The following is a 21330-nucleotide window of genomic DNA, read 5'->3' as shown; positions in this document are numbered from 1 at the left end:
CGCCCGAGGACCACCCGCCCCTTTCCTGCCGGGTGCTGCCTGGTGCTGCTTGGTCCTGCTCGGCCTTACTTGGCCTTGCGCGCCACCGTGAAGTGGTCGATGCGGTTACCGGTTTCGGCGATACCGCTCACCGTCAGCGTGGCGGTCCGGCCCGACGACGCGGGCTGCACGTCCACGCGCAGGAACGAGTAGTTGAGGTAGCGCACGCGCGACCAGGCGACCGTCTCGTTCTGCTTGCCGCCGTTGACGTTGACGAACGCCGACACCGTGTCGACGTCGGCCACGTGGCCCTCGTACGAGTCCGGGGCGGAGAAGGCGTACAGGCTGCGGCCGGCCGCGCCCGCCGTCACGTAGACCACGCCCTCCGTCTCCGGGTACGCGGTCCCGCCGATCGGGAGCTTCTTGACGACCGTATTGTTCTTGATGACGTCGGTGCGCTCGTACTGGTGGTTGTGGCCGTTGATGACCAGGTCCACCGTGTACTTCTCGAACAGCGGCACCCACTCCTGTCGCACTCCCCCCTCCGAGGAGTGCGCCGTGGAGGTGCAGTACGCGCAGTGGTGGAAGAAGATGACGATGAAGTCGACGTCCTTGGACGCGCGGAACTTCTTCAGCTGGCCTTCCAGCCACTTGGTCTGGGTGCCGCCCGAGATGCCCAGGTTGGCCGGTATCTCGAAGGACACGTCGTTGGCGTCGAGCGAGATGACCGCCGTGTTGCCGTAGACGAAGGAGTACACGCCGGGCAGGTTCGTCTTGTCCGGGCCGTTGTCGGGAAGGTTCCAGCGGGCGTCCTCGCCGCCGTAGCCGTTGGGCGAGTACCAGGCCTCCATGTCGTGGTTGCCGTAGGCCGGCATCCACGGCACGGACTTGGCGACCGACTCGGTCTGGGCGAGGAACTGGTCCCAGACCCGAGAGTCGAAGCCGGTGTCAGCGGTCTTGCCCGCACCCGCCGGGTCGGCGTAGCAGATGTCGCCGGCGTGCAGGTGGAAGGACGGGTTCTGGCCGAGCAGCAGGCTGTTGTTGGCCAGGCCGTGGTAGCCGACGCCCTCGTCGCCGAAGGCCGTGAAGGTGAACGGCTCCTTGTGCGAGGGGGCGGTGGTGAAGGTGCCTATGGTGCCGGCGAACTGCGGCGAGGCCGGGTCGAAGCCGTCGTGGCCGACGCCGTAGAAGTAGGTGCGGCCCGGCTTGAGGTTGGCCAGCTTGGCGTGCACGTAGTACTGGGTGTGGTCGCCGCTGGCGCCCACTCCGGCCGGGGTGTAGAGGGTGCGGACCTCGGCGTCGATCTTGACGGAGAGGTGCGAGGCGTGGGTGCCGATCCGGACGAAGGGCTTCTTCACGGCGACGGGAACCTGCCAGGAGATCGTGATCTCCGTGCGCGGGTCGTTGCCGAAGGCGAGGTGCCGTCCGAAGGGGGCGACGAGGGCGCCGTCGACGTGCTGGGTGGCGGGAGCCGTCGACTGGGTGGGCACGGCGGCCTGGGCGGTGCCGCCCAGCACGAACTGGCCACCCGTGACGGCGCCCAGCGTGACGGCGCCGCCTCTGATCATCGACCGCCGGGAGAACTTGGCGCGGAGGTACTCGTGCTGCTCGGCCATGCTCATGCGCTCGGCCAGCTTCTCGGGTACGCCCATACGAGGAATGTCCATGGCGTCTGAAACTCGTCTCCACAAGCAACGTGGCGCAAGACACAGGATGGACAGGCTACGAACAGAACCCCATAAGAGATTCAACAGGGCGTTGCCCGGAATCGGGCAGAATTCTTGCTAAACCGATGTTCCGTACTCCAGGATCTACGGGTGCACGACGAACTTGTTGATCATCTGACGCGGTCCACGCCCCTGAGCCGGGGCGAGGCGCTGCGGGTGATACAGGACGTGCTCGCCTACTTCGACGAGACGGCCGGGGACTACGTCCGGCGCCGCCACCGCGAACTGCAGGCAGAAGGCCTGGTGAACGCGGAGATCTTCGAACGGATCGAGGCGGATCTGAAGTACAGGGCGGTCGCCCCGCCGGAGCTCACCCTCCGGCAGCTGCGCCGCATGGTCTACGGCTGAGGAATACGGAACACCTATATATGTGCGGAATTGTCGGATACATCGGTAAGCGTGACGTTGCTCCCCTGCTCCTGGAGGGGCTGCAGCGGCTGGAATACCGCGGCTACGACTCGGCGGGCATCGTCGTCACCTCCCCGAAGGCGGCCGGCCTGAAGATGGTCAAGGCCAAGGGCCGGGTCCGGGACCTGGAGGCCAAGGTACCGGCGCGCTTCAAGGGCACCACCGGTATCGCCCACACCCGCTGGGCCACCCACGGCGCGCCCTCCGACGTGAACGCCCACCCGCACATGTCCGCCGACCAGAAGGTCGCCCTCGTCCACAACGGCATCATCGACAACGCCGCCGACCTGCGCCGCAAGCTGGAGGCGGACGGTGTCGAGTTCCTCTCCGAGACCGACACCGAGGTCCTCGTCCACCTGATCGCCCGCTCCCAGGCGGAGACCCTGGAGGAGCGGGTCCGCCAGGCGCTGCGCCTGATCGAGGGCACCTACGGCATCGCCGTGATGCACGCCGACTTCCCCGAGCGCATCGTGGTGGCCCGCAACGGCTCCCCGGTCGTCCTCGGCATCGGCGACAAGGAGATGTTCGTCGCCTCCGACATCGCGGCCCTGGTGACCCACACCCGCCAGATAGTGACTCTGGACGACGGCGAGATGGCCACCCTCAAGGCCGACGACTTCCGGACATACACCACCGAGGGCACCCGGACGACGGCCGAGCCGACCACCGTGGAGTGGGAGGCCGAGTCGTACGACATGGGCGGCCACGACACCTACATGCACAAGGAGATCTCCGAGCAGCCCGACGCGGTCGACCGCGTGCTGCGCGGCCGGATCGACGACCGCTTCTCCACCGTGCACCTCGGCGGCCTCAACCTGGACGCCCGGGACGCGCGGGCCGTGCGCCGGGTGAAGATCCTCGGCTGCGGCACCTCGTACCACGCGGGCATGATCGGCGCCCAGATGATCGAGGAGCTGGCCCGGATCCCCGCGGACGCCGAGCCCGCCTCCGAGTTCCGCTACCGCAACCCGGTCGTCGACCCCGACACCCTGTACATCGCGGTCTCCCAGTCCGGTGAGACGTACGACGTCCTCGCCGCCGTCCAGGAGCTGAAGCGCAAGGGCGCGCGGGTGCTGGGCGTGGTGAACGTGGTCGGCTCGGCGATCGCCCGCGAGGCGGACGGCGGCATGTACGTGCACGCGGGCCCCGAGGTCTGCGTGGTCTCGACCAAGTGCTTCACCAACACGACGGTCGCCTTCGCACTCCTCGCCCTGCACCTGGGCCGCACCCGCGACCTCTCGGTCCGGGACGGCAAGCGGGTCATCGAGGGGCTGCGCAAGCTGCCCGCCCAGATCGCCGAGATCCTCGCCCAGGAGGCGGAGATCGAGAAGCTGGCGAAGGAGTACGCCGACGCCCGCTCGATGCTCTTCATCGGCCGCGTCCGGGGCTACCCGGTGGCCCGTGAGGCCTCCCTGAAGCTCAAGGAGGTCTCCTACATCCACGCGGAGGCCTACCCGGCGTCCGAGCTGAAGCACGGCCCGCTGGCCCTGATCGAGCCGGCCCTGCCCACGGTGGCGATCGTCCCCGACGACGACCTGCTGGAGAAGAACCGTGCGGCCCTGGAGGAGATCAAGGCCCGCAGCGGCAAGATCCTGGCGGTGGCCCACCAGCACCAGGAGAAGGCGGACCGCACGATCGTCGTCCCCAAGAACGAGGACGAACTCGACCCCATCCTGATGGGCATCCCCCTCCAACTCCTCGCGTACCACACGGCGAAGGCACTGGGCAGGGACATCGACAAGCCGCGGAACCTCGCCAAGTCGGTGACGGTGGAGTAGGACCGTTTGCTTGTGCGGGCCGGTGGGAACTGCGCGAGCAACCACAACGCACCCGCACGGGCCGGCGAAACCGAACGGACCCCCACGTGTGCCGTCAGGCCACGAAGGGGTCCGCTCATTGGATCGCCGGGGACGCCCAACTCCCCGGCGTCGGCTGCCATATCAGCCGGTGGCCGTCACCCCCCGGCCGGCAGCCCGCCTCGGAAGGACCGTCGGCCAGTGCGCGAGCGCGGCCGTCGCGACGTACCAGGCCACCGCCCCCGCCGCCACGGCGACCCAGCCGCCCACCTTGACCAGCGAGGAGCTGTCGGCGAAGTTCGCGACAGCGAGGAGCAGCATCGACAGGAACAGCAGCGCGTGCATGGCCTGTCCGAGCGTGTCGCCGCCCGCGAGGGTCAACGACAGTGCCACGAGGGCGAAGAGGAGCAGGAAGAGCCCGGCCGCGTTGGCCGAGGCGTTGCCGCCGGACGAGACGGCCCAGGTGAACCAGAGGGCACCGAGGGCCACGTAACCCGTGCCGTTCGCGGTGTCACGGTCACGGAAGGCCAGCAGGCCGACGAGGAAGAGGGCGACTCCGCCCACATAGTGGGCGACTGACACGGCGTCGGACGTGGTGACATCGTCGATCACGCCGGTGGTGCCGAGGCCGAACGCCAACAGGGTGATCCCCAGGGCGAGTCGGCCGGCCACGGTAGTGGTTCCGCTTCCCGCAGAGACGTCGTTGTCCACGGCGGGCTCCCTTCATGCTTTGTGCAGTTGTGCGCGGTGACCGGTATATGCCCTTCACAAGGGCACAAACACCTCTACGCACGAGTAGATTTACGCACGGCACAAAGGGAGCCGGACCGTACCCACGGCGCATCTCACCTGGGAGAACGGGGAGTTACGGAATGACAACGACGGGCCGCTTGGCCCGCTTGGCGAGCCTGCCCGCGACAGAGCCGAAGATCCGCCCGACGATCCCGTGGGTCGACCCCACGACGATCGCGTCGGCCTCGTACTCCCGCCCCACCTCTTCGAGTTCGTGGCAGATGTCACCGCCACGCTCGACGAGGATCCAGGGCACCTCCGACAGATAGTCGGCACAGGCGAGTTCGAGACCGAGCACCTCGGTGCGGTGGTCCGGCACGTCGACGAAGACGGGTGGCTCACAGCCGGCCCACACGGTGGTCGGCAGTCGGTTGGCGACGTGGACGATGATCAGCCCTGCGCGGGAGCGATGTGCCATCCCGATCGCATAGGCGAGAGCGCGCTCACTGGAGGTGGAGCCGTCGAAGCCGACGACCACTCCGTGTTTGAAGGCGGGATCGCAGGAAGTGCGTGGCTCTTCCGCCGCCAGCGCATCGGCCGCCGTGGGGTCGGCGACCGGCCGCTTGCGGTCCGCTGGATCGAAGAATTCGTGACCGGCCATGGCTGTCTCGGCGTTGTGATCCTTTGTGGGAGGGACGACAGTGTGCGGCGGAGCTGTGTCCGGGAAACATCTTCCCAACCCCATACCCCCAAGGGTACGGCGGCACGCCTCCTCAGCCCAGATCCCGCGCACTCTCCGTAGGGGACCGTCCCCGGAGTCGGTTAGGGGTTCCAGGGAGCATGCACGAGCCGCGCCCGTAACGCAATGGTTGCTGCCCCGTACAGGCGGTTTGCACAGGATTCGGACAGGAGCAGGGTCCACGCACGGTGACCGACCGCTCGAACACGCGTTGAACCCGGCGGCAGCACCATCAGGGGGCCGGCAGGAGCACAACACCGCCAGGGAGACCAGGGAGATACGCACATGTCCGGACCGCGCCCGAAACCCGACCCGCACTCCGCCCAGGACAGCGCGGGTGACGTCGTCCGCTGGGCCGCGTTCTCCTGTGTCCTCGTCCCCGTGGTGCTGCTCTGGTACGGCACCTCGCTGGCCGGCACCGCCGGCACCGCCCTCGGCCTCGCCGCCGTCACCGCCGTCTGCCGGTACCTGCTGCGCCGCTCGGAGCGCGGTAAGGCATCGCACGGAACACCCCGCAGAACATCCCACGGCACACACCGCGGAACACCGCACCGGGCACCCCACCGGGCACCCCGCGGAGCGGTCCGGGGAGGCGGACGTCACACCAGGGGCACTACACCGGTCGACTGACCGGTTTCCGCGCACGGGAACGCTTCTTTTCAGCCAACTTCCCGACCCTGTGCAAGCGGCACCCCGACCACCCCTCAACCCCCGTTCCACCTGCACGGAAAGGGTCCAGAGGACCCTCCGCACCCTACGCGGTTTGGCCACTGCCACGAGGCGTACTTCCCTGCACGGCCCGTGAGTGCAACGCTTCGTGATCGAATGCTTCACGCCAAGTTGTCATGTCGACAATCTACGGCGTGTCGAACTGGTCACCGCGACACCGCGGAAACCAGTAGATTCGATCTTGACGTCTTACGGCGGGGGACTCGTGCAGGACCGAGGGGAAACGTGCAGGAGCGACACAACCGAGGAGCCGCGACCACCGAGGGGGGCTTAGCAGGATGAGCCACGACTCCACTGCCGCGCCGGAAGCCGCGGCCCGGAAACTCTCCGGGCGACGCCGCAAGGAGATCGTCGCGGTGCTGCTGTTCAGCGGCGGCCCCATCTTCGAGAGTTCCATACCGCTGTCGGTGTTCGGCATAGACCGCCAGGACGCCGGAGTACCGCGCTACCGACTGCTGGTGTGCGGTGGCGAGGAAGGCCCGCTGCGGACCACAGGGGGCCTGGAACTCACCGCGCCGCATGGCCTGGAAGCGATCTCACGCGCCGGCACGGTCGTCGTACCGGCCTGGCGTTCGATCACCGCGCCACCGCCCGAAGAGGCGTTGGACGCGCTGCGCCGTGCCCATGAAGAAGGGGCCCGCATAGTCGGGCTGTGCACCGGCGCGTTCGTGCTGGCCGCCGCCGGACTGCTGGACGGCCGCCCGGCCACCACCCACTGGATGTACGCGCCGACGCTGGCCAAGCGCTATCCGTCGGTGCACGTCGACCCACGAGAACTCTTCGTGGACGACGGCGACGTCCTGACGTCCGCCGGTACGGCGGCCGGAATCGACCTCTGTCTCCACATCGTGCGGACGGACCACGGCAACGAGGCGGCCGGTGCGCTCGCCCGGCGCCTGGTGGTCCCGCCGCGCCGCTCTGGCGGTCAGGAGCGCTACCTCGATCGATCTTTACCAGAGGAGATCGGCGCCGACCCGCTCGCCGAGGTCGTCGCCTGGGCGCTGGAGCACCTTCACGAGCAGTTCGACGTGGAGACGCTGGCGGCTCGCGCGTACATGAGCCGTCGCACCTTCGACCGCCGCTTCCGCTCACTGACGGGCAGCGCCCCGCTCCAGTGGCTGATCACGCAGCGGGTCCTGCAGGCGCAGCGTCTCCTCGAAACGTCGGACTACTCGGTGGACGAGGTGGCGGGCCGCTGCGGCTTCCGCTCCCCCGTCGCCCTGCGCGGCCACTTCCGCCGCCAGCTGGGGTCGTCTCCGGCGGCGTACCGGGCGGCGTACCGGGCGAGGCGGCCGCAGGCCGAGCGTGCCGACGCGCCGGAACCGGCACCGATGCCCCCGACGGGCCCGCTGACGGTCCAGTACCCCGAGGGGGTACTCCCGATGCAGACCCGCAGGACAGCGGCGGTAGGCCTGTCGGCCAGCCTCCCGGGCCCCCGCACGGGCAGCTGACCCTCCCCCGCCCACCCGACACCCTCGGGTGGGCGGGCCCAGGCCCCTCGCCAACCCACCACCCGACTCGGCAGGACAAGAGGCGAGCCAGAAAACAAGAACACCCGGCTGCCACCACAGCCCGTCCGGCGGTCTGAGGACAACCACACTCCTGGGGTGGCAGCCCCGCAGGCGTCCGTGCCGTACCGGGGGCACCCAAACGCCGACGTCAGCTTTAGGGTGGTCGCATGAACGATCGCATGGTGTGGATCGACTGCGAGATGACCGGCCTCTCGCTGTCCGACGACGCGCTCATCGAGGTGGCCGCACTGGTCACCGACTCCGAGCTGAACGTGCTCGGCGAGGGCGTGGACATCGTCATCCGTCCGCCGGCCAAGGCACTGGAGACGATGCCGGAGGTGGTGCGGCAGATGCACACCTCGTCCGGCCTGCTCGACGAGCTGGCCGGCGGCACGACGCTCGCCGAGGCCGAGGAGCAGGTCCTGGCCTATGTACGGGAGCACGTGAAGGAGCCCGGCAAGGCCCCGCTGTGCGGCAACTCCGTCGGCACCGACCGCGGCTTCCTGTCCCGGGACATGCCAGGCCTGGAGGGATACCTCCACTACCGGATCGTGGACGTGTCCAGCGTCAAGGAGCTGGCCCGGCGCTGGTATCCGCGGGCGTACTTCAACAGCCCGGAGAAGAACGGCAACCACCGCGCCCTCGCCGACATCCGCGAGTCGATCGCCGAGCTGCGCTACTACCGCGAGGCCATCTTCGTACCCCAGCCCGGCCCGGACTCGGACACCGCGAAGACGATCGCGGCCAAGCACGTCCTGCCTGCGGAATAGGCGTTTGCAGGCCCCCGCGGGCACTCCCGTAAAGCCGTGCGCGAGCACCCCTTCGGACCCTGTACACTTTTTCTCGGCCGGTCGGAGAAACCACAGAATCACCGCCGGTCGTGGTGGGTGTAGCTCAGCTGGTAGAGCACCTGGTTGTGGTCCAGGATGTCGCGGGTTCGAGTCCCGTCACTCACCCTACGGGACAGGCCCGTGACCTGCGGAAACGTAGGTCACGGGCCTGTCTGCCGTTTGGCCACGGCCGAACCACCGCCCATCCACACGCGATTCGAGTCGTCCGGGAAGGAGCCACAGCCGTAAGTCCGCATAGAACCTCGCTAAACATATGCTCCCAGTCACACACTGTGTGCTTCTCGCACATCGATCCCCCGCTGAGTGACGGGTCCTGGATCAGTGCCATGAGTCCCGCCCATCAGGAGGGCAGCGGTACTGCGGATGCGGCGTAAGCCGTCGCGGCACTGACGACGAAGCCAGCCGGCAGTTGTTCCCGCGTCCATGCCCGTCCGTTCGTAGTCGAGAAGTGCCGCCGTGACCCGTCGGCGCCCGAACGCGTAGAGCGCGGGCTCGATGAACCAACGGCAGAAGCCGGGGTCGGGGCCAGAGACGGCTGCGGCCATCAACGGCGCGAAGAACTCCCCGGACAGGGTGACGGGTTCGAGTAGTGGCCGGCGCACCACATGAGCCAGGTGCGCGCGCCGGTCTTCCGGCACGCTCGCCGCGTTGTCGAGGGCCAGCAGCCGAGCCACCTGAGCCGCGGCCGACAGAACGTCGGTGCCTGCACCCTCCGCCGAAAGCGCCGACTAGCGGGAGGGGTGGCTGCAAGGTCAATCCATTCCTCAACTCCCGCTCCAGAGGAGGCAGATGACAGCACAGCTGAATTCTCCGCGCGTCCCCGCCGCCCTGTAGACACACCCCCGGCGGAGGAATCAGGAGCTTCGCGAACTCCTGCAAGCCGCGGCACCGATTCCAAAAATTCAGCATCCCGGCCAGCGCTACAGTCTTGACAACCGTGATTCCACAGAATGGCGGGGATCGACTGGCGACAGATGCTCGTGGAGCAGACCCGCGACGGGACGCAGCGCACGTGGTGGCTGCCGCGCGCTGTGGTCAGGCTGCTCGACGCGGCCGAGCACGCCGAAACGCGGTGGGTGCAAGCCGCGCGGACCTGCCGGGCAAGCGCAGCCGCCACCGAGCCGCCTTCCCGCCCCCGGCGGGCCCGAGACGCCGGCGGTCGGCAGACGACGAGGCCCGAGGGTCCCACCGCCTCACAGCGCCCGGACAACGGAGAACCGGAAGGCCAGCTGTACTCGGTACTCAGCAGGAAGCCCGGCACCTCCCGCAAGGTGGCCGGGCGAGCGTGCGCCGTCTGCCGCACCGCACCCGTCGCGGTCCTCGACCACTGCCACGAACACGGCTACGTCCGCGCCCCTGTCTGTCAGTCCTGCAACACGCCGGAACGCCCCGATCACCTGTACAGCAACGACATCCGCGTGGCGAACCGCTACAGCCGCCTTTTCCGCACCGACACCGACGACCGGCTCCGCCACTGGCACCGCTGCCCCGGCTGCCGCGCACGCACCACCCTGCCCCACCTCGCCGCATGGACCGCCCACACAGCGTGCCATCCACAACCAAAACGATATCTACTTCCGCCAGCCAATGCTATCGTTTTCGTGGCAGGAGCATTCGCGAAGGGACCATCCGCATGGCCAGAACCGTCATCGACCTCGACGAAGACATGGTCACCGAGGCCATGCGCATCTTCGGCACCAAGACCAAGGCAAAGGCTGTCCGCCTCGCTATGGAGGACGCCGTCAAAAGACACCTTCGGCAGGAGGGCTTCGACGCCATCGAGGCCGGTGAACTCGACTTCAGTGAGATCGTCGAGAACACCGGGCCCCGTAACGCAGACGGCTCCCTCAAGCACAACGGCGACCGAGACGGAGACCGGGCCGCCTGATGCAGGACCGCTACCTGGTCGACAAGTCCGCCCTGGCCCGCTGGACGAAGCCGAGCGTCAAGGCGGTACTCAAGCCCCTGCATGAGCGCTACCTCCTCACCGTGTGCCAGCCCACCGAGTACGAGATGATCCACTCTGCACGGGACAGCTCCGAGGCGGCCCGGATCAGCACCTGGCTCCATGCCTTCGACTACCTCCACGCCGACGACCACACCTTCGTCCGCGCCCTGGAAGTCCAGCGCCACGCTCTCAACGCCGGCTTCCACCGGGCACTGTCCCTCCCCGGCCTACTGATCGCCGCCACGGCAGAACTGCACCAGCGGACAGTCCTCCACTACGACGGCGACTTCGACATGATCGCCTCCCTCACCGGCCAACCCGCCGAATGGGTCGTACCGCCCGGCAGTGCCGACCATTGAGCAGGTCGAGGTCTTCCGCGTGACGCTCCATCCTCTCGACGCCGCCTACACGGTACGCAACGAGCACACCCGACAGCAGGAACAGGTCGGCACCCAGGCCCGGCGGGCCAAACAGCGGGCTCGCGAGAGCCACCTGGACCGCCTGGCCGAGAACACCGAGCGAGCCTGGCAGGACATCGCCCACCTGATCGCGCAGAAACAGACCGGCCCTCCGACGCCGCCGTCACGACCGGCCGGGCACCCCCCAGGAGTTGGCCCGGCGCCTGCACGACCTGCACGAGCAGCACCGCGGCAAGTCCTCACTGATGCTGCGCTTCACCGACGCCGGCCTGACAACCCGCTGAGGCGCGCTCAGATGTGGTCGCGTGGCCCCTCGGTCAGGAGGCAGAGCGCGGCGAGGGCGGCCGAGCAGCCAGTCGTCCAGCCTCAGCAAATCCGGATCCCCTCATCCGGCAGGCGGCGCGCGAGGGCACGTGCGGAAACGCGAGTCAGAGGCCTTTCGGTTTCCCGGCTTGGCCAAACGGCGGCGAAGGCCGGCAGTTGACCGATGGTCATCCGGTCCTGGGAGATGTCCCGGCCGGGGTTCAGCAGGGGCTGCGCCAGCGGCCCAGGGCGAGCTGTTTGCGCATGGAGTCGAGGCCGAGGCGCTTGGCGATCGGGCAGAACGTGCGCTTGGGCACGCTGTACTCCACGTGGAAGACGGCCTTGTCCGCCTTGATGAAGGGACTCAGCGACGGGCATTCGTGAAACTCCGCGCATTGCTCGTTGACCGCGAAATCGAAGTCACGGACCAGGTCGGGGATCTGTTCCAGGTCGTTCTTGAGGCCGACGGCCATGCCCCGTTCGTGGACGAGGTCCGCGATCATGCGGTTGTAGGCGAGCTGGTCGGCGGCGGTCAGCGGGAAGCCGGTGTCGTTGGTGTAGGCGTCCGCGAGGTCGGGCTCGACGGCGTCGAAGCCTTTCGCGCGGCACATGTCGAAACGTGCGGCCATGATGGGGCGCAGCAGCGAGCGGCGGCGGATGTCGAGCCAGCGCTCGCCGTTCCAGCCGTCGGAGCGGCCCAGGACGGAGGCGGGGAAGGCCTTGCGGTCGGGGCGGAAGGACTCCCAGGCCCCGGCGTTGATGTAGCAGATGACCTTACGGCCGCTGCTGTGGAGGCGTCGCACGACGGCGGCGCTGTTCGTGAAACCGTCGATGTCGTAGACGGGGACGGCTACGCGGGTGTCGACGCGGCCGCTGAGCTGCCACTGCCAGGCCGTGCCGGGGCGCGGTTGCCAGCGTGCGGCCGACGGGTGTTCGCCGGGGATCCGGTCGAGGGTGCGGTCCGGGACGGTGACGCACCCGGTGAGCAGCCCGGTGAGCACTGCCGTGAACAACAGGGACACGGCTGACAGCAGAAGTGGCGGGCGGATTGCGAACCTCATGTGGTTCCCCTCCTCACGGCGGGGGGCAGGGCGGCCCAGGGATTCGCGCCCGCACCCGGTACCGCGCAGTGGACGCCGGCGCGGCGGATCCGTGCGGTGCGGGCGGCGAGGCCGCACAGGCCGTCGGGGATGCCGTGGATCAGATGACAGAAGCGGGCCGGGGGGTGCGCCGCGGTCCAGGAGGGCGCGGCCGAGGTGAGGTAGGTCTGCCAGTCCCCTTCGAAGGTGACCAGCAGATCGGCGATGGCGGCGTAGCCGGGGTCAGGGTGGATTCCGGGGTTGAGCGTGACGGTGCGGGCGCCGTGGTCGCGGGCCTCGTCGGCCAGCGCGCGGTAGTACGGCAGCAGGCCGGTTTCGGCGCCGGCCTGATCGAGAAAGACGCCGTCGGTCCCGTACCAGCTGATGTGGTGGCGCAGCTCGTGGAGCACCGTCTGGTGGGGACGGGTGCCGTAGGCGGTGTCGAGGTATCCGAGGACGCGTATGCCCGCCGCACGCAGAGCTCCGGCGGCGGCGGCGAAGGCCGGGTCGCGGGTCGCGCCGGGGCCGTCGGCGACGTTGAGGACGACTCCGTACAGCCGCGACGGGACCCGCGTCAGAGCCTGCCACGCCCCCGGGTCCACAGCGGGGTGGACGTACAGCGGAACAAGCAGCCGGCCGTGTGTCATGCCGGGGGCGGGGTCGGGGGCGTGCCGGTGCGCGAGGTCCACAGGTCGGCGAGCGAGGTGGCGAGGGTGTGTTCGGGGTGCCAGCCCAGAGCCGCGGCGGCAGCCGTGATGTCCGCCTGCTGCCAGGAGACGGCTGACGAGCGCTGGGAACCGGTGCCGTTCTCGTCGATCCGGCCGTGGAATCCGCTGATCCGGGCCAGGCCTTCCGCTACCTTGCGGACCCGGGTGGCGCTGCCGCCGGCGATGTTGAGGATGCGGGGCAGCGGGCCGGGGGCGGTGGTGGCGAGGACGGCGGCACGGGCCACGTCCCGTGCGTCGACGAAGTCGCGGTACGCGGACAGGTCACCTACCCGCACCGCGCCGTCCGGCCCGGCGCGCAGCAGTTCGTCGGCGAGCCGGCCGGGCAGGCTGGTGCCGGGCGAGCCCGGCCCGAGGGGGTTGAACACCCGTAGGACGACGGCGTCCAGTGCGGCCTCGGCGACGGTCAGCGAACCCGCCAGTTTGGTGGCCCCGTACGCGCCCTGCGGGCAGGTGGCGGAGTCCTCGCCGAGCGGCTGCCCGGCGTTCGCGCCGTACTCGCCCGCGGATCCGAGATGGACCAGGCGTACCGGGAGGTCGGCCGCGGTCAGGGCCTCGCACAGCAGGGCGGGACCCCGGGCGTTGGTCTCCGCCAGCAGAAGCGGGCCGCCTCCGACGGCGCCGGCGCAGTTGACGACGGCGTCCGGGGCCAGCGCGTGCAGGTCGGCGGCGAGAGCGGGGACGGTGGCGGTGGTGAGGTCGACCCGCAGGTCGGCGCCCGGGGAGCGGCCGGCGCGGAGCACCCGGACGCCGGAGAGGGCGCGCAGCTGCTCCGTGATGTGCCGGCCCAGGAACCCGGTGGAGCCCAGGACGAGGACGCGCATCAGGTCACGCTCCCTTCAGCAGCAGGTCGCGATGGGTGGTGAACTCGGCGTTCGCACGGTCGTAGTCGTCCGGGCGGCCGATGTCCAGCCAGTAGCCGTCGAACTCGTGGGCGGCCGGAGGGGTGCCGTCGCGGAGCAGGTCGAGGACGAGTTCGTCGAAGCCGAGCGGCAGGCCGGGGGTGTAGCCGTCCAGGGTGGACCGGGAGAGCCCGTAGACGCCCATGGACACCCGGTAGTCCAGGGTCGGCTTCTCGGTGAAGCCGACGACCTGCTTGCTGTCGGTGGTGAGGACGCCGAAGTCGATCCTGACCTTGCGGCAGTAGGTGGCGATGGTCAGCGGCGCGCCGCCGGCCTGATGACCGCGCAGGACGGCGCCGAAGTCCAGGTCGGTGAGGATGTCGCCGTTCATGACCAGGAAGTGCTCCGGCAGCCGGCCGAGCATGGTCAGCAGCGGGCCCATGGTGCCCAGCGGGCTGTCCTCGGTCGAGTAGTCGACGCGCACGCCCCATTGGGAGCCGTCACCGACGTAGGCGCGGATGATGTGGCCGAGGTGGCCGATGGCGATGGTGCAGCTGGTGAATCCCGAGTTGACGAGCTGCCGCATCACGATCTCCAGGATGGCGTGCTGATCGCCGATGGGGACGAGCGGCTTGGGCAGGGCGGTGGTGTACGGGCGCAGCCGGACACCCTTGCCTCCGGCCAGAATGACTGCGTGCATGGCGGACTCCGTTGTCGGTCGGTGGCCGATGGCCTGGGACGAGTCGTCAGACGTTGTTGACGAGGCGTCAGACGTTGTAGATGGCGGTCTTGTAGCGGGCCAGGTTCGCCGGGTCGGAGAAGAACCGGACGGTCTGCTCCAACCCCTCCTGGAGGCTGTGGGCCGGTGCCCAGCCGGTCGCGGCGCGCAGCCGGGAGGCGTCGCAGACCAGCCTCATCACCTCGGACGCGGCGGGCCGGATGCGCTGCGCGTCCTCGCGGACCTCGAGCTCGGCCCCCATGAGCTTGCCGACCAGCGTCACCAGGTCGCCGACCGAGATCTCGCCGCCTGTACCGGCGTTGAACGTCCTGCCGACGACCGCCTCGGCGGGAGCGGTGCCCACCGCGAGGAACGCCTGGGCGGTGTCCTTGACGAACATGAAGTCCCGGGTGGGCCGCAGGTCGCCCAGGGCGATGGTCCGTTCTCCGGCCGCCACCTGTCCGATGACGGTCGGGATCACCGCCCGCATGGACTGGCGCGGCCCGAAGGTGTTGAACGGCCGCAGGGTGGCCACCGGGATGCCGAAGCTGGCGTAGTAGCCGTCGGCCAGCCGGTCGCCGCCCGCCTTTGAGGCGGAGTACGGGGACTGGGTGTTGATCGGGTGGTCCTCGGTGATGGGGACGGTCTGCGCGGTGCCGTACGTCTCGCTGGTGGAGGTGTGCACCATCCTGGGGATGCCGAGCCGGCGTACGGCTTCCAGCACGTTGAGCGTCCCGGTGACATTGGTGGCCACGTAGCTGTGCGGTGCCTGGTAGGAGTACGGGATCGCGATCAGCGCGGCCAGGTGGTAGACCGCCTCGGTGCCGGTGAGCAGGTGCTGCACGGACCCGGCGTCGCGTACGTCGCCGAGGACGACCTCCACACTGTCCATCACGTCCTGCGGCAAGGTCTCCAGCCAGCCGTACGACGAGAACGAGTTGTACTGGGCCATGGCGCGTACCCGGTGTCCTGATGCGACGAGCGCCTCCACCAGGTGCGAGCCGATGAATCCCTCGGCACCGGTCACTGCGACGGTCGTGGGAGCGGACGAGGTCACGGATCTGTCTCCTCTATATATGGATCTGAATCTGAATCGGTGAGGCCAGGGCGTCGGGGCGTCATGAGGTCACGGGGGCACGGGGCGCCGGGATCCGGTCAGCGGTGGGCCGTGGTCCGGCCCATCCGGGTGCACGCGACCGCCAGCAGCACCGCCGTCGCGCAGCCGCAGGCCGCCAACTCGGCGGTCGCCGGGCTGAGCAGAGCCGGTCCCCGGCCGGTCCCGCCCGACAGGGCCGCCTCCGCCACGGCGGCGGCGAGGCAGGCCACGGCGGACGGCCAGGCGATTCCGGCCGCCTGCAGCAGCAGGGCGACCCAGAGCGCCGCGCCGAGGGCGAGCAGCGGCAGCGGTGGCACCCCGGTGACCAGTGCCGGGGCGGCGAGCACCGCGAGGTACTCGGTGAGGCACAGGGCGAGCACGCCGGCCGCCCGGAGCCGGAAGCCCCGAGGGGTCCGGCTGTGCCGCAGGGCGGTGCGGGTCAGGCTCCGGTAGCGGTAGAGCAACCACTCGGCCACGCCCATGCTCAGCGTCAGCACGACGGCGGCCGGCCTGCCCGCCGCCGGGGCCATCAGCGTCAGCGCCCCGCCGGCGAGGCCGAACAGCCCGTACGGGACGGAGGCGGTGAGCTTGGCCGTGCCCGGTACCGAGGAACTCGTGGTGCGCAGCGACCGTACGATCTCCCGTACCGCCGACAGCACCGAAGCCGCGACGGTGGCCAGCAGCAGCACGGCGACCGGCACCGGGCCGGGGCGCCACAGCGGTACGCAGGCCGCCCCGGCCGCCGTCGGTACGAGCGCGATCAGCAGGTGCTGTTCGCGTCCCAGCACGAGCAGTACCGTGGCCGCCGCCAGATAGAGCGCCTCTCCCGCCGCGAAGGCCGGGACGGCGCCCGCCCCCGAGACGGCCAGTGCGGTCACCGCCGCTGCCGTCACCCCGGCCGGGGCCCCGAACAGCAGGCACCGCGCGGCTGCCCGCCGGCCTCCCGCGGCGAGCCGTACGTAGGCGCGGTGGGCCAGTGCCTGGTTCCAGGCCCAGGCCACGAGTGCCGAGGCGGCGAGCCCGGTGACCCGGCCGGGCAGCAGTCCTGCGCCCAGCAGGTAGGCCAGCCCCGGCAGGCCGAACAGCATCCCGCGCAGCAGGCACTGCCACGGGCTGGTCCGCCACGGGTCGGGCCCCGGTCCGGGGTCCGGGAACCGGCGCGGCACCCGGGCGTACAGCTCCTCCGCGACGGCGAACAGGTCCCGTCGCGCGTAGCGGGTGGTGATCTGTTCGTGCGTCAGCCCGTCGGACTCCAGCACCGCGGCGATCTCGTCGGGGTGAACGGCGGCCCCGCACACGTCCGCCAGCCGTTCGGCGAGCCCGTCGAGCGGGTCGTCGGCCCAGGTCGGTCGCTGCGGCGGGGTCGGCAGGCGCAGCAATGAGGTTCGGTCGTCGCCCGGCCGGCTCACCACTCACCTCCGGCCCGTCGGGCGTGCGGCGCCGGGCCCTCGGCCAGGCGCGTCCGCGTCTCGGAAAGGCGCGTCCGGTCCTCGCCCGCTGCCAGCGCGCCGTAGATCTCCCGGAACGAGTCGATGGTGTGCCGGAGGGTGAACTGTTCGATCACCCTCAGTCGCGCGGCCTCGCCCATCCGGGCCCGGCGGGCGGGTGCGCGCAGCAGTTCCAGGGCTGCCCGTGCCATCGCCTCCGGTTCGCGCGGCGGTACGACGAGTCCGGCGTCGCCCACTGCCTCGCGGACCCCGCCGACGTCGGTGGAGACGGTGGCCCGGCCGCACGACATGGCCTCGATGAGGGTGAAGGGGAAGCCCTCGCTGATGCTGGAGAGCATGACCACGGTGCCCGCCGCGTAGGCGTCGCGGATGTCCTCCACCCGGCCCTCGAAGGCCACCGCTTCGGCGATGCCCAGGTCCCGGCCGAGAGCCTGGCAGCGTTCCCGGTAGGCCTGGCCGCCGCTGGGTGTGCCGCCGAACAGCCGCAACCGCACCTGGGGCATCTCCCGGCGTACCAGGGCGAAGGCCCGGATCAGCGTTTCCAGGTCCTTGATGGGATCGACCCGCCCCGCCCAGGCCAGCGTGGGGGTCTCCGGTTCCGGACCGGCGGGAGGAAAGGCCCCGGGGTCCACACCGTTGTAGACGGTACGGATCTTGTCGGGAGCGGTGCCGCCCCGTTCCTCCCAGCGTCGGTTGTAGTGGCTTCCCGGCGTGATGAGCGCGGCGCGGGCGTAGGTCTCCTGTGCCAGCAGCCGGAAGAAGCCGAGCAGCAGTGCCTTCACCGGCCAGTGGTATCCGCCGGCGCCGTAACCGAGGTAGCGCTCACGCAGGTAGACGCCGTGTTCGGTGAGCAGCAGGGGCGTGCCGTGCAGGTGCCGGGCCAGCAGTCCGGGGAGGGCCGCCAGTCCGCCGCTGACGGCGTGGGTGATGCCGTGCCTGGGCGGGGCGGCCGCCAGTGGGCGCAGGGCGTGCTCCAGCAGGTCGGTCGCGGTCAGTACGTCGTGCATGGTCGGCCGGGCGGCGTGGGTGGGTATGTGCGGGCGGTTCCAGACGGCGGCCAGGGTGCGTATCGCGGCCTCGGTGCGCAGCGCCGCCGTCAGTTCCCCGTTCCGGGCCCGTGCCGCGAGGCCGTACAGCCCTTCGGAGAAGCGCTCCAGGGTGCTGGGGCCGGGATCGAGGCCGGGATCCAGGAGGGCCAGCAGGAACATCTCGTAGGTGTCGAGGAAGTCCCGCAGCCGCCGGCCGCGCGGTGCGCGGCCGGTCGGCGTCGGTCCCCAGGTGGGTATGGAGACCACCTTGCTGACGTGCGGGGGTGTTTCCCAGGTGAGGGGCTCGCGGCCGTCACTGGTGACCGCGAGTATCTGGAAGTCCACGTCGGGTATGCCGTGGACCAGCTGATCGCACCAGACACTCACTCCGCCGTGGCTGTGCGGGTAGGTGCCCTCGGTGAGCATCGTGACGCGGGTCGCGCCGGTGTTGAGGGCCGCGATGGCCCTGGCCGTGCCGGACGGCGGTATGTCCCTGAATGCCGGCATGGTGCGGTCGGTCCCTGTCAAGGTCCCCGTATCCCCGTATCCCCGTGTCCCGTAGTGCCCGTTGGGCCCGCCGGGACGGTTGTGCCCGTCGTGCAGGTCGTGCCCGTCGATCACAGTCAGCGCTTGCGGCGGACGGTGTCACCGGGGCCTGCCGGGACCGGGCTGGCCACACCACTGGGCACACGCAGCGCGGGCGCCGGTGCGGCTGCCTTCGCGGTACCGGTGGCGGTGGGGGCCGCGGGTGTGGCCTGCGTGGTCAGTTGCAGGGTGATCGAGGCCTGCAGCACGCCGGGGGTGGTCCAGCCGGACAGCTGCCCGGCGTAGGCGGTGCCGAAGGCGGTGCTGCCGAGCAGCTGCTTCTGGGTGGTGCCGGCGGGCATGGTCGCGCTGGTCTGGGTGCCGCTGGGCGAGCCGATGGTGACCGTGTTGCCGATCCGGTAGGCGGTGACCTGGTTGTTCTTCACCGCGGCGGCCCAGGCGGCGCGGTCCTTCAGCTCGGTCCCGATGTCCTTCAGCCGCAGGTTGACCAGCGGGGTGTTGGCGGCGTAGAGGCTGGTGTAGTCGCCCAGGATCTTGTCCAGCACCGGGTAGGCGATGCGGTCCTCGGCGAGGTTCGACTGGTGCATGTACACCGGCCGGGGGTCGTTGGAAAGCGCGTGCCCGAGGGCGATGCGGCTCTCCAGCGGGACGATGTACGACGTGTAGCCGGTCTGGGGGTCCAGCGGGGCGCTCAGGCAGGTGGTGGTCGAGGAGCCCTCGCAGATGCCGCTGCCGCCGTCGGCCTTGCTGGTGTAGACGAAGTTGTACTCGTCCACTTCCTCGGTCGCGTGGCCCGCGTTGTAGTAGACGTTCATCGGGAAGCGCGGCACGGTGAGGGCGGAGCCGATCTGGCGCTGCTGCGGGTCCCGGGAATTATCGCTGGCCAGCCACTTCACCCCGGTGGAGTTCAGGGATGGAGCCAGGTTGGGGTTGTCGTCGGGCTGCTGCGGCAGCACCTTCATCCCGGAGTGCTCACCGGTGACCAGTTCCGTGTTGTCGAGGGCGAGGCCCTTGCCGCCCGCCCAGGTACGGTTCTGGGTGATCTGCGAGGTGATGTCGGCCTGGCTGACCCACTGGATCTTTCCGCTCGCGTCGGTGGAGCACTTCCACGGCACCACGCTGACGTCCTGGACGCAGCCCAGGAACGGGTGCTGGTAGGTGTGGTTGACCCAGCGGAAGGCGCTCTTGTCGGCGATGAGCCGGTCCGCCGTCGGGTCGGCACCACCGTGTTCCGCCTTGTAGTCCTCGCTGCCGCCGCCGTTGAACACCATGTCCAGAGTGAGTCCGTGGTCGGCGGACCACTGCTTGGCGTACTGGGCGTCCGCCGCCGTCATCCGGATCGGGTCGGGGGTGGCGCCACCGCCCGGGGTGCAGTCCACGTCACCGGGGGTGCAGTTGAGCGAGGTGTTCCACCGGTCGTCGCCGAGGAAGACATCGTCGACGTGGACCGCGAAGTAGTTGCGGTCGGCGCCCAGGTGGATGCCCTGGGTCAGCCACTCGACGATGCCGCGGGCGAGCAGCCGGTACTGCTGCTGGTACTGGTTGTAGACGAAGTTGACGACCAGTTCCCGGCGCCCGTCGTGGGCGTACTCGCCGACCAGCGAGCCGCGCGCGGAGCTGCCCGGGATCGGGGCGTCCACATAGCTGGTGAACGTGGCCCCGGCCTGCTGCTGGGCGAGCGGCACGGCCAGATAGCCGTAGCTCTCGGACACGTCTGGCGCGTTGTCCTCGAAGGGGACGTTCCCGCCGAGGTAGCCGAAGGGTCCGGCCTTCCCGGCGGACGTCACCTGGGCGGTGGTGCCGTCGAGCGAGCCGATGTACCCGGGCGCCTGCGCGTAGTTCAGCCCGACCTCGGGCCTGGCGTAGGTGTAGGCGTCGGCCTGTCGGATGCCGAAGGTCTGCTCGAAGGTCGCCAGGGCCGCCATCTCGGCGGAGCCGGCTCCGAACGGGTTGTCGTTCGGCAGCACGACGGCCTGGTACTTGGCCCTGGGACGGCCGCTGACGGTATCGCTGAGGAAGGCGGCGTTGATCTGCGGGCGACCGCTGTCGGCCAGGTTGACCCTGGTGTACGGGGTACCTGCCGACTCGAGTTCGGCGGTGATGGCCCCGGTGGCCGGACCCCCGTCGTCGACGACGAGCACCTTCAGGTCGATCCTCGGCTCCAGCGTGGCTGCTTTCGCCGCTATGGGCGACGTGACGAGCGCGAGCGCGGCAGCGCTGCCGCACACACCGGATTTCAACAGCATGCGACGCATGATGAACTCCCCCCAGCGCCGCGGGTCAGCGCGGCGAGGCATAACAGTGGACCAGATACGGATCAGATACAGATCAGACAGTGATAGAAATTGCGCAGGCTTGCTTACTTGCGGGCACGACCGTGCCGGCAGTGAATACAACCGCGTATGCGTGAACCCCCCGATCCCCGCGCCCCCCATCGCCCAGAGGTATATCACCTCCCGGCCTGCCGTCGAGGCTTATCGCCTGTTACATCGGAGACGTACCTGAGCCGATCCGGCGGAATCACGGAGTGTGCGATTATGCCCCGCCGCGCGCGTGAACGATCAAGAATATACGCAGGTCAGGACGCTCATTCGGCACGCAATCGAAGCACCGGCAAAAGCGCCGGAACCCCACCCGGGACTTCGCCCACCGGCCACTAATAGGATCACCCGATGGTGCGATTCCAACGAGACGACCGTACGGATT

The 21330-nt window shown here is 69.7% G+C and carries 19 protein-coding genes, 1 tRNA gene and 1 pseudogene; 9 read left to right on the top strand and 12 right to left on the bottom strand.

The genetic code is table 11. The annotated features are described in order from the left end of the window. Positions 1 to 65 precede the first annotated feature (65 nt). Positions 66 to 1631 carry a purple acid phosphatase family protein gene (locus tag ACGFZQ_RS01395; protein ID WP_393838645.1) on the bottom strand — a complete coding sequence of 522 codons (1566 nt, stop codon included), beginning with the start codon at positions 1629 to 1631 and terminating at the stop codon, positions 66 to 68. A 165-nt stretch (positions 1632 to 1796) separates the two neighbouring features. Between ACGFZQ_RS01395 and ACGFZQ_RS01390 the strand changes: the two genes are divergently transcribed. Both ACGFZQ_RS01390 and glmS read left to right on the top strand, forming a co-directional pair. Next, entirely contained in the window at positions 1797 to 2054 is a 258-nt protein-coding gene (locus tag ACGFZQ_RS01390; protein WP_362574145.1) for a hypothetical protein, read from the top strand. A gap of 20 nt (positions 2055 to 2074) precedes the next feature. Then, positions 2075 to 3892, top strand: a complete 1818-nt coding sequence (glmS, locus tag ACGFZQ_RS01385; protein WP_351734895.1) for a glutamine--fructose-6-phosphate transaminase (isomerizing) — start codon at positions 2075 to 2077, stop codon at positions 3890 to 3892. A 162-nt stretch (positions 3893 to 4054) separates the two neighbouring features. Here the strand turns inward: glmS and ACGFZQ_RS01380 are convergent, their stop codons facing one another. Both ACGFZQ_RS01380 and ACGFZQ_RS01375 read right to left on the bottom strand, forming a co-directional pair. After that, positions 4055 to 4621: a GPR1/FUN34/YaaH family transporter gene (locus ACGFZQ_RS01380; protein ID WP_393838644.1), complete on the bottom strand. Its 567-nt coding sequence runs from the start codon at positions 4619 to 4621 to the stop codon at positions 4055 to 4057. Positions 4622 to 4775: 154 nt separating this feature from the next. After that, a complete protein-coding gene (locus ACGFZQ_RS01375) occupies positions 4776 to 5303 on the bottom strand; it encodes a universal stress protein (RefSeq protein ID WP_351745063.1) in 528 nt (175 codons plus the stop codon). A 363-nt stretch (positions 5304 to 5666) separates the two neighbouring features. Between ACGFZQ_RS01375 and ACGFZQ_RS01370 the strand changes: the two genes are divergently transcribed. The 4 genes from ACGFZQ_RS01370 (at position 5667) to ACGFZQ_RS01355 (ending at position 8577) form a co-directional block, all read left to right on the top strand. Then, entirely contained in the window at positions 5667 to 6011 is a 345-nt protein-coding gene (locus ACGFZQ_RS01370) for a hypothetical protein (RefSeq protein ID WP_393838643.1), read from the top strand. A 377-nt stretch (positions 6012 to 6388) separates the two neighbouring features. Further along, positions 6389 to 7561 (top strand): helix-turn-helix domain-containing protein, encoded by a 1173-nt coding sequence (locus ACGFZQ_RS01365; protein WP_382532873.1) that lies wholly within the window; start codon positions 6389 to 6391, stop codon positions 7559 to 7561. 227 nt (positions 7562 to 7788) lie between these two features. Next, positions 7789 to 8391 carry an oligoribonuclease gene (gene orn / locus ACGFZQ_RS01360; RefSeq protein ID WP_351745069.1) on the top strand — a complete coding sequence of 201 codons (603 nt, stop codon included), beginning with the start codon at positions 7789 to 7791 and terminating at the stop codon, positions 8389 to 8391. Positions 8392 to 8504: 113 nt separating this feature from the next. After that, positions 8505 to 8577, top strand: a tRNA-His gene (locus ACGFZQ_RS01355). Between the two features lie 158 nt (positions 8578 to 8735). Here the strand turns inward: ACGFZQ_RS01355 and ACGFZQ_RS01350 are convergent. Continuing rightward, the gene (locus ACGFZQ_RS01350) at positions 8736 to 9146 is read right to left on the bottom strand and encodes a hypothetical protein (protein ID WP_393838642.1); all 411 of its coding nucleotides are present in this window, start codon (positions 9144 to 9146) and stop codon (positions 8736 to 8738) included. Positions 9147 to 9422: 276 nt separating this feature from the next. Between ACGFZQ_RS01350 and ACGFZQ_RS01345 the strand changes: the two are divergent. The 3 genes and pseudogenes from ACGFZQ_RS01345 to ACGFZQ_RS01335 all read left to right on the top strand — a co-directional run. After that, positions 9423 to 9800 (top strand): annotated as a pseudogene (locus ACGFZQ_RS01345) (recombinase); the annotation flags it as partial. 305 nt (positions 9801 to 10105) lie between these two features. After that, entirely contained in the window at positions 10106 to 10360 is a 255-nt protein-coding gene (locus ACGFZQ_RS01340) for a type II toxin-antitoxin system VapB family antitoxin (protein WP_362748792.1), read from the top strand. Beyond that, positions 10360 to 10779 carry a PIN domain nuclease gene (locus tag ACGFZQ_RS01335; RefSeq protein ID WP_393838641.1) on the top strand — a complete coding sequence of 140 codons (420 nt, stop codon included), beginning with the start codon at positions 10360 to 10362 and terminating at the stop codon, positions 10777 to 10779. The genes ACGFZQ_RS01340 and ACGFZQ_RS01335 overlap by 1 nt, the downstream gene beginning before the upstream one ends. Positions 10780 to 11363: 584 nt before the next feature. On the opposite strand, the gene ACGFZQ_RS01330 is transcribed toward ACGFZQ_RS01335, so the two are convergent. The 8 genes from ACGFZQ_RS01330 to ACGFZQ_RS01295 all read right to left on the bottom strand — a co-directional run bounded on the left by ACGFZQ_RS01330 (position 11364) and on the right by ACGFZQ_RS01295 (position 20879). Further along, a complete protein-coding gene (locus ACGFZQ_RS01330; protein ID WP_393838640.1) occupies positions 11364 to 12203 on the bottom strand; it encodes an endo alpha-1,4 polygalactosaminidase in 840 nt (279 codons plus the stop codon). Then, a complete protein-coding gene (locus ACGFZQ_RS01325; RefSeq protein ID WP_393838639.1) occupies positions 12200 to 12868 on the bottom strand; it encodes a spherulation-specific family 4 protein in 669 nt (222 codons plus the stop codon). Before ACGFZQ_RS01325 ends, ACGFZQ_RS01330 begins: the two co-directional genes overlap by 4 nt. After that, a complete protein-coding gene (locus ACGFZQ_RS01320; protein ID WP_393838638.1) occupies positions 12865 to 13770 on the bottom strand; it encodes an NAD-dependent epimerase/dehydratase family protein in 906 nt (301 codons plus the stop codon). The genes ACGFZQ_RS01325 and ACGFZQ_RS01320 overlap by 4 nt, the downstream gene beginning before the upstream one ends. A 4-nt stretch (positions 13771 to 13774) precedes the next feature. Further along, positions 13775 to 14488: a sugar phosphate nucleotidyltransferase gene (locus ACGFZQ_RS01315; protein WP_393838637.1), complete on the bottom strand. Its 714-nt coding sequence runs from the start codon at positions 14486 to 14488 to the stop codon at positions 13775 to 13777. A gap of 67 nt (positions 14489 to 14555) precedes the next feature. Beyond that, complete coding sequence (locus ACGFZQ_RS01310; RefSeq protein WP_351745091.1) at positions 14556 to 15563, bottom strand: SDR family NAD(P)-dependent oxidoreductase; 1008 nt, start codon at positions 15561 to 15563, stop codon at positions 14556 to 14558. A 98-nt stretch (positions 15564 to 15661) separates the two neighbouring features. Continuing rightward, the gene (locus ACGFZQ_RS01305; RefSeq protein ID WP_393838636.1) at positions 15662 to 17011 is read right to left on the bottom strand and encodes a hypothetical protein; all 1350 of its coding nucleotides are present in this window, start codon (positions 17009 to 17011) and stop codon (positions 15662 to 15664) included. Next, on the bottom strand, positions 17008 to 18585 hold the full coding sequence (pelF, locus tag ACGFZQ_RS01300; RefSeq protein WP_393838635.1) for a GT4 family glycosyltransferase PelF: 1578 nt from the start codon (positions 18583 to 18585) through the stop codon (positions 17008 to 17010). The genes ACGFZQ_RS01305 and pelF overlap by 4 nt, the downstream gene beginning before the upstream one ends. 116 nt (positions 18586 to 18701) lie before the next feature. After that, complete coding sequence (locus tag ACGFZQ_RS01295; RefSeq protein ID WP_393838634.1) at positions 18702 to 20879, bottom strand: hypothetical protein; 2178 nt, start codon at positions 20877 to 20879, stop codon at positions 18702 to 18704. Between the last annotated feature and the right edge of the window lie 451 nt (positions 20880 to 21330).

This window comes from Streptomyces sp. NPDC048254, assembly GCF_043201895.1.
Classification (GTDB): Bacteria; Actinomycetota; Actinomycetes; order Streptomycetales; family Streptomycetaceae; genus Streptomyces.
This window is presented reverse-complemented; position numbering and strand designations above follow the sequence as displayed.

Coding starts and splice junctions, on each gene's coding strand:
- ACGFZQ_RS01395 (WP_393838645.1), bottom strand. CDS start 1,631: ATGGGCGTACCCGAGAAGCTGGCCGAGCGCATGAGCATGGCCGAGCAG.
- glmS (WP_351734895.1), top strand. CDS start 2,075: ATGTGCGGAATTGTCGGATACATCGGTAAGCGTGACGTTGCTCCCCTG.
- ACGFZQ_RS01375 (WP_351745063.1), bottom strand. CDS start 5,303: ATGGCCGGTCACGAATTCTTCGATCCAGCGGACCGCAAGCGGCCGGTC.
- ACGFZQ_RS01370 (WP_393838643.1), top strand. CDS start 5,667: ATGTCCGGACCGCGCCCGAAACCCGACCCGCACTCCGCCCAGGACAGC.
- ACGFZQ_RS01365 (WP_382532873.1), top strand. CDS start 6,389: ATGAGCCACGACTCCACTGCCGCGCCGGAAGCCGCGGCCCGGAAACTC.
- orn (WP_351745069.1), top strand. CDS start 7,789: ATGAACGATCGCATGGTGTGGATCGACTGCGAGATGACCGGCCTCTCG.
- ACGFZQ_RS01340 (WP_362748792.1), top strand. CDS start 10,106: ATGGCCAGAACCGTCATCGACCTCGACGAAGACATGGTCACCGAGGCC.
- ACGFZQ_RS01335 (WP_393838641.1), top strand. CDS start 10,360: ATGCAGGACCGCTACCTGGTCGACAAGTCCGCCCTGGCCCGCTGGACG.
- ACGFZQ_RS01330 (WP_393838640.1), bottom strand. CDS start 12,203: ATGAGGTTCGCAATCCGCCCGCCACTTCTGCTGTCAGCCGTGTCCCTG.
- ACGFZQ_RS01325 (WP_393838639.1), bottom strand. CDS start 12,868: ATGACACACGGCCGGCTGCTTGTTCCGCTGTACGTCCACCCCGCTGTG.
- ACGFZQ_RS01320 (WP_393838638.1), bottom strand. CDS start 13,770: ATGCGCGTCCTCGTCCTGGGCTCCACCGGGTTCCTGGGCCGGCACATC.
- ACGFZQ_RS01315 (WP_393838637.1), bottom strand. CDS start 14,488: ATGCACGCAGTCATTCTGGCCGGAGGCAAGGGTGTCCGGCTGCGCCCG.
- pelF (WP_393838635.1), bottom strand. CDS start 18,585: ATGCCGGCATTCAGGGACATACCGCCGTCCGGCACGGCCAGGGCCATC.
- ACGFZQ_RS01295 (WP_393838634.1), bottom strand. CDS start 20,879: ATGCGTCGCATGCTGTTGAAATCCGGTGTGTGCGGCAGCGCTGCCGCG.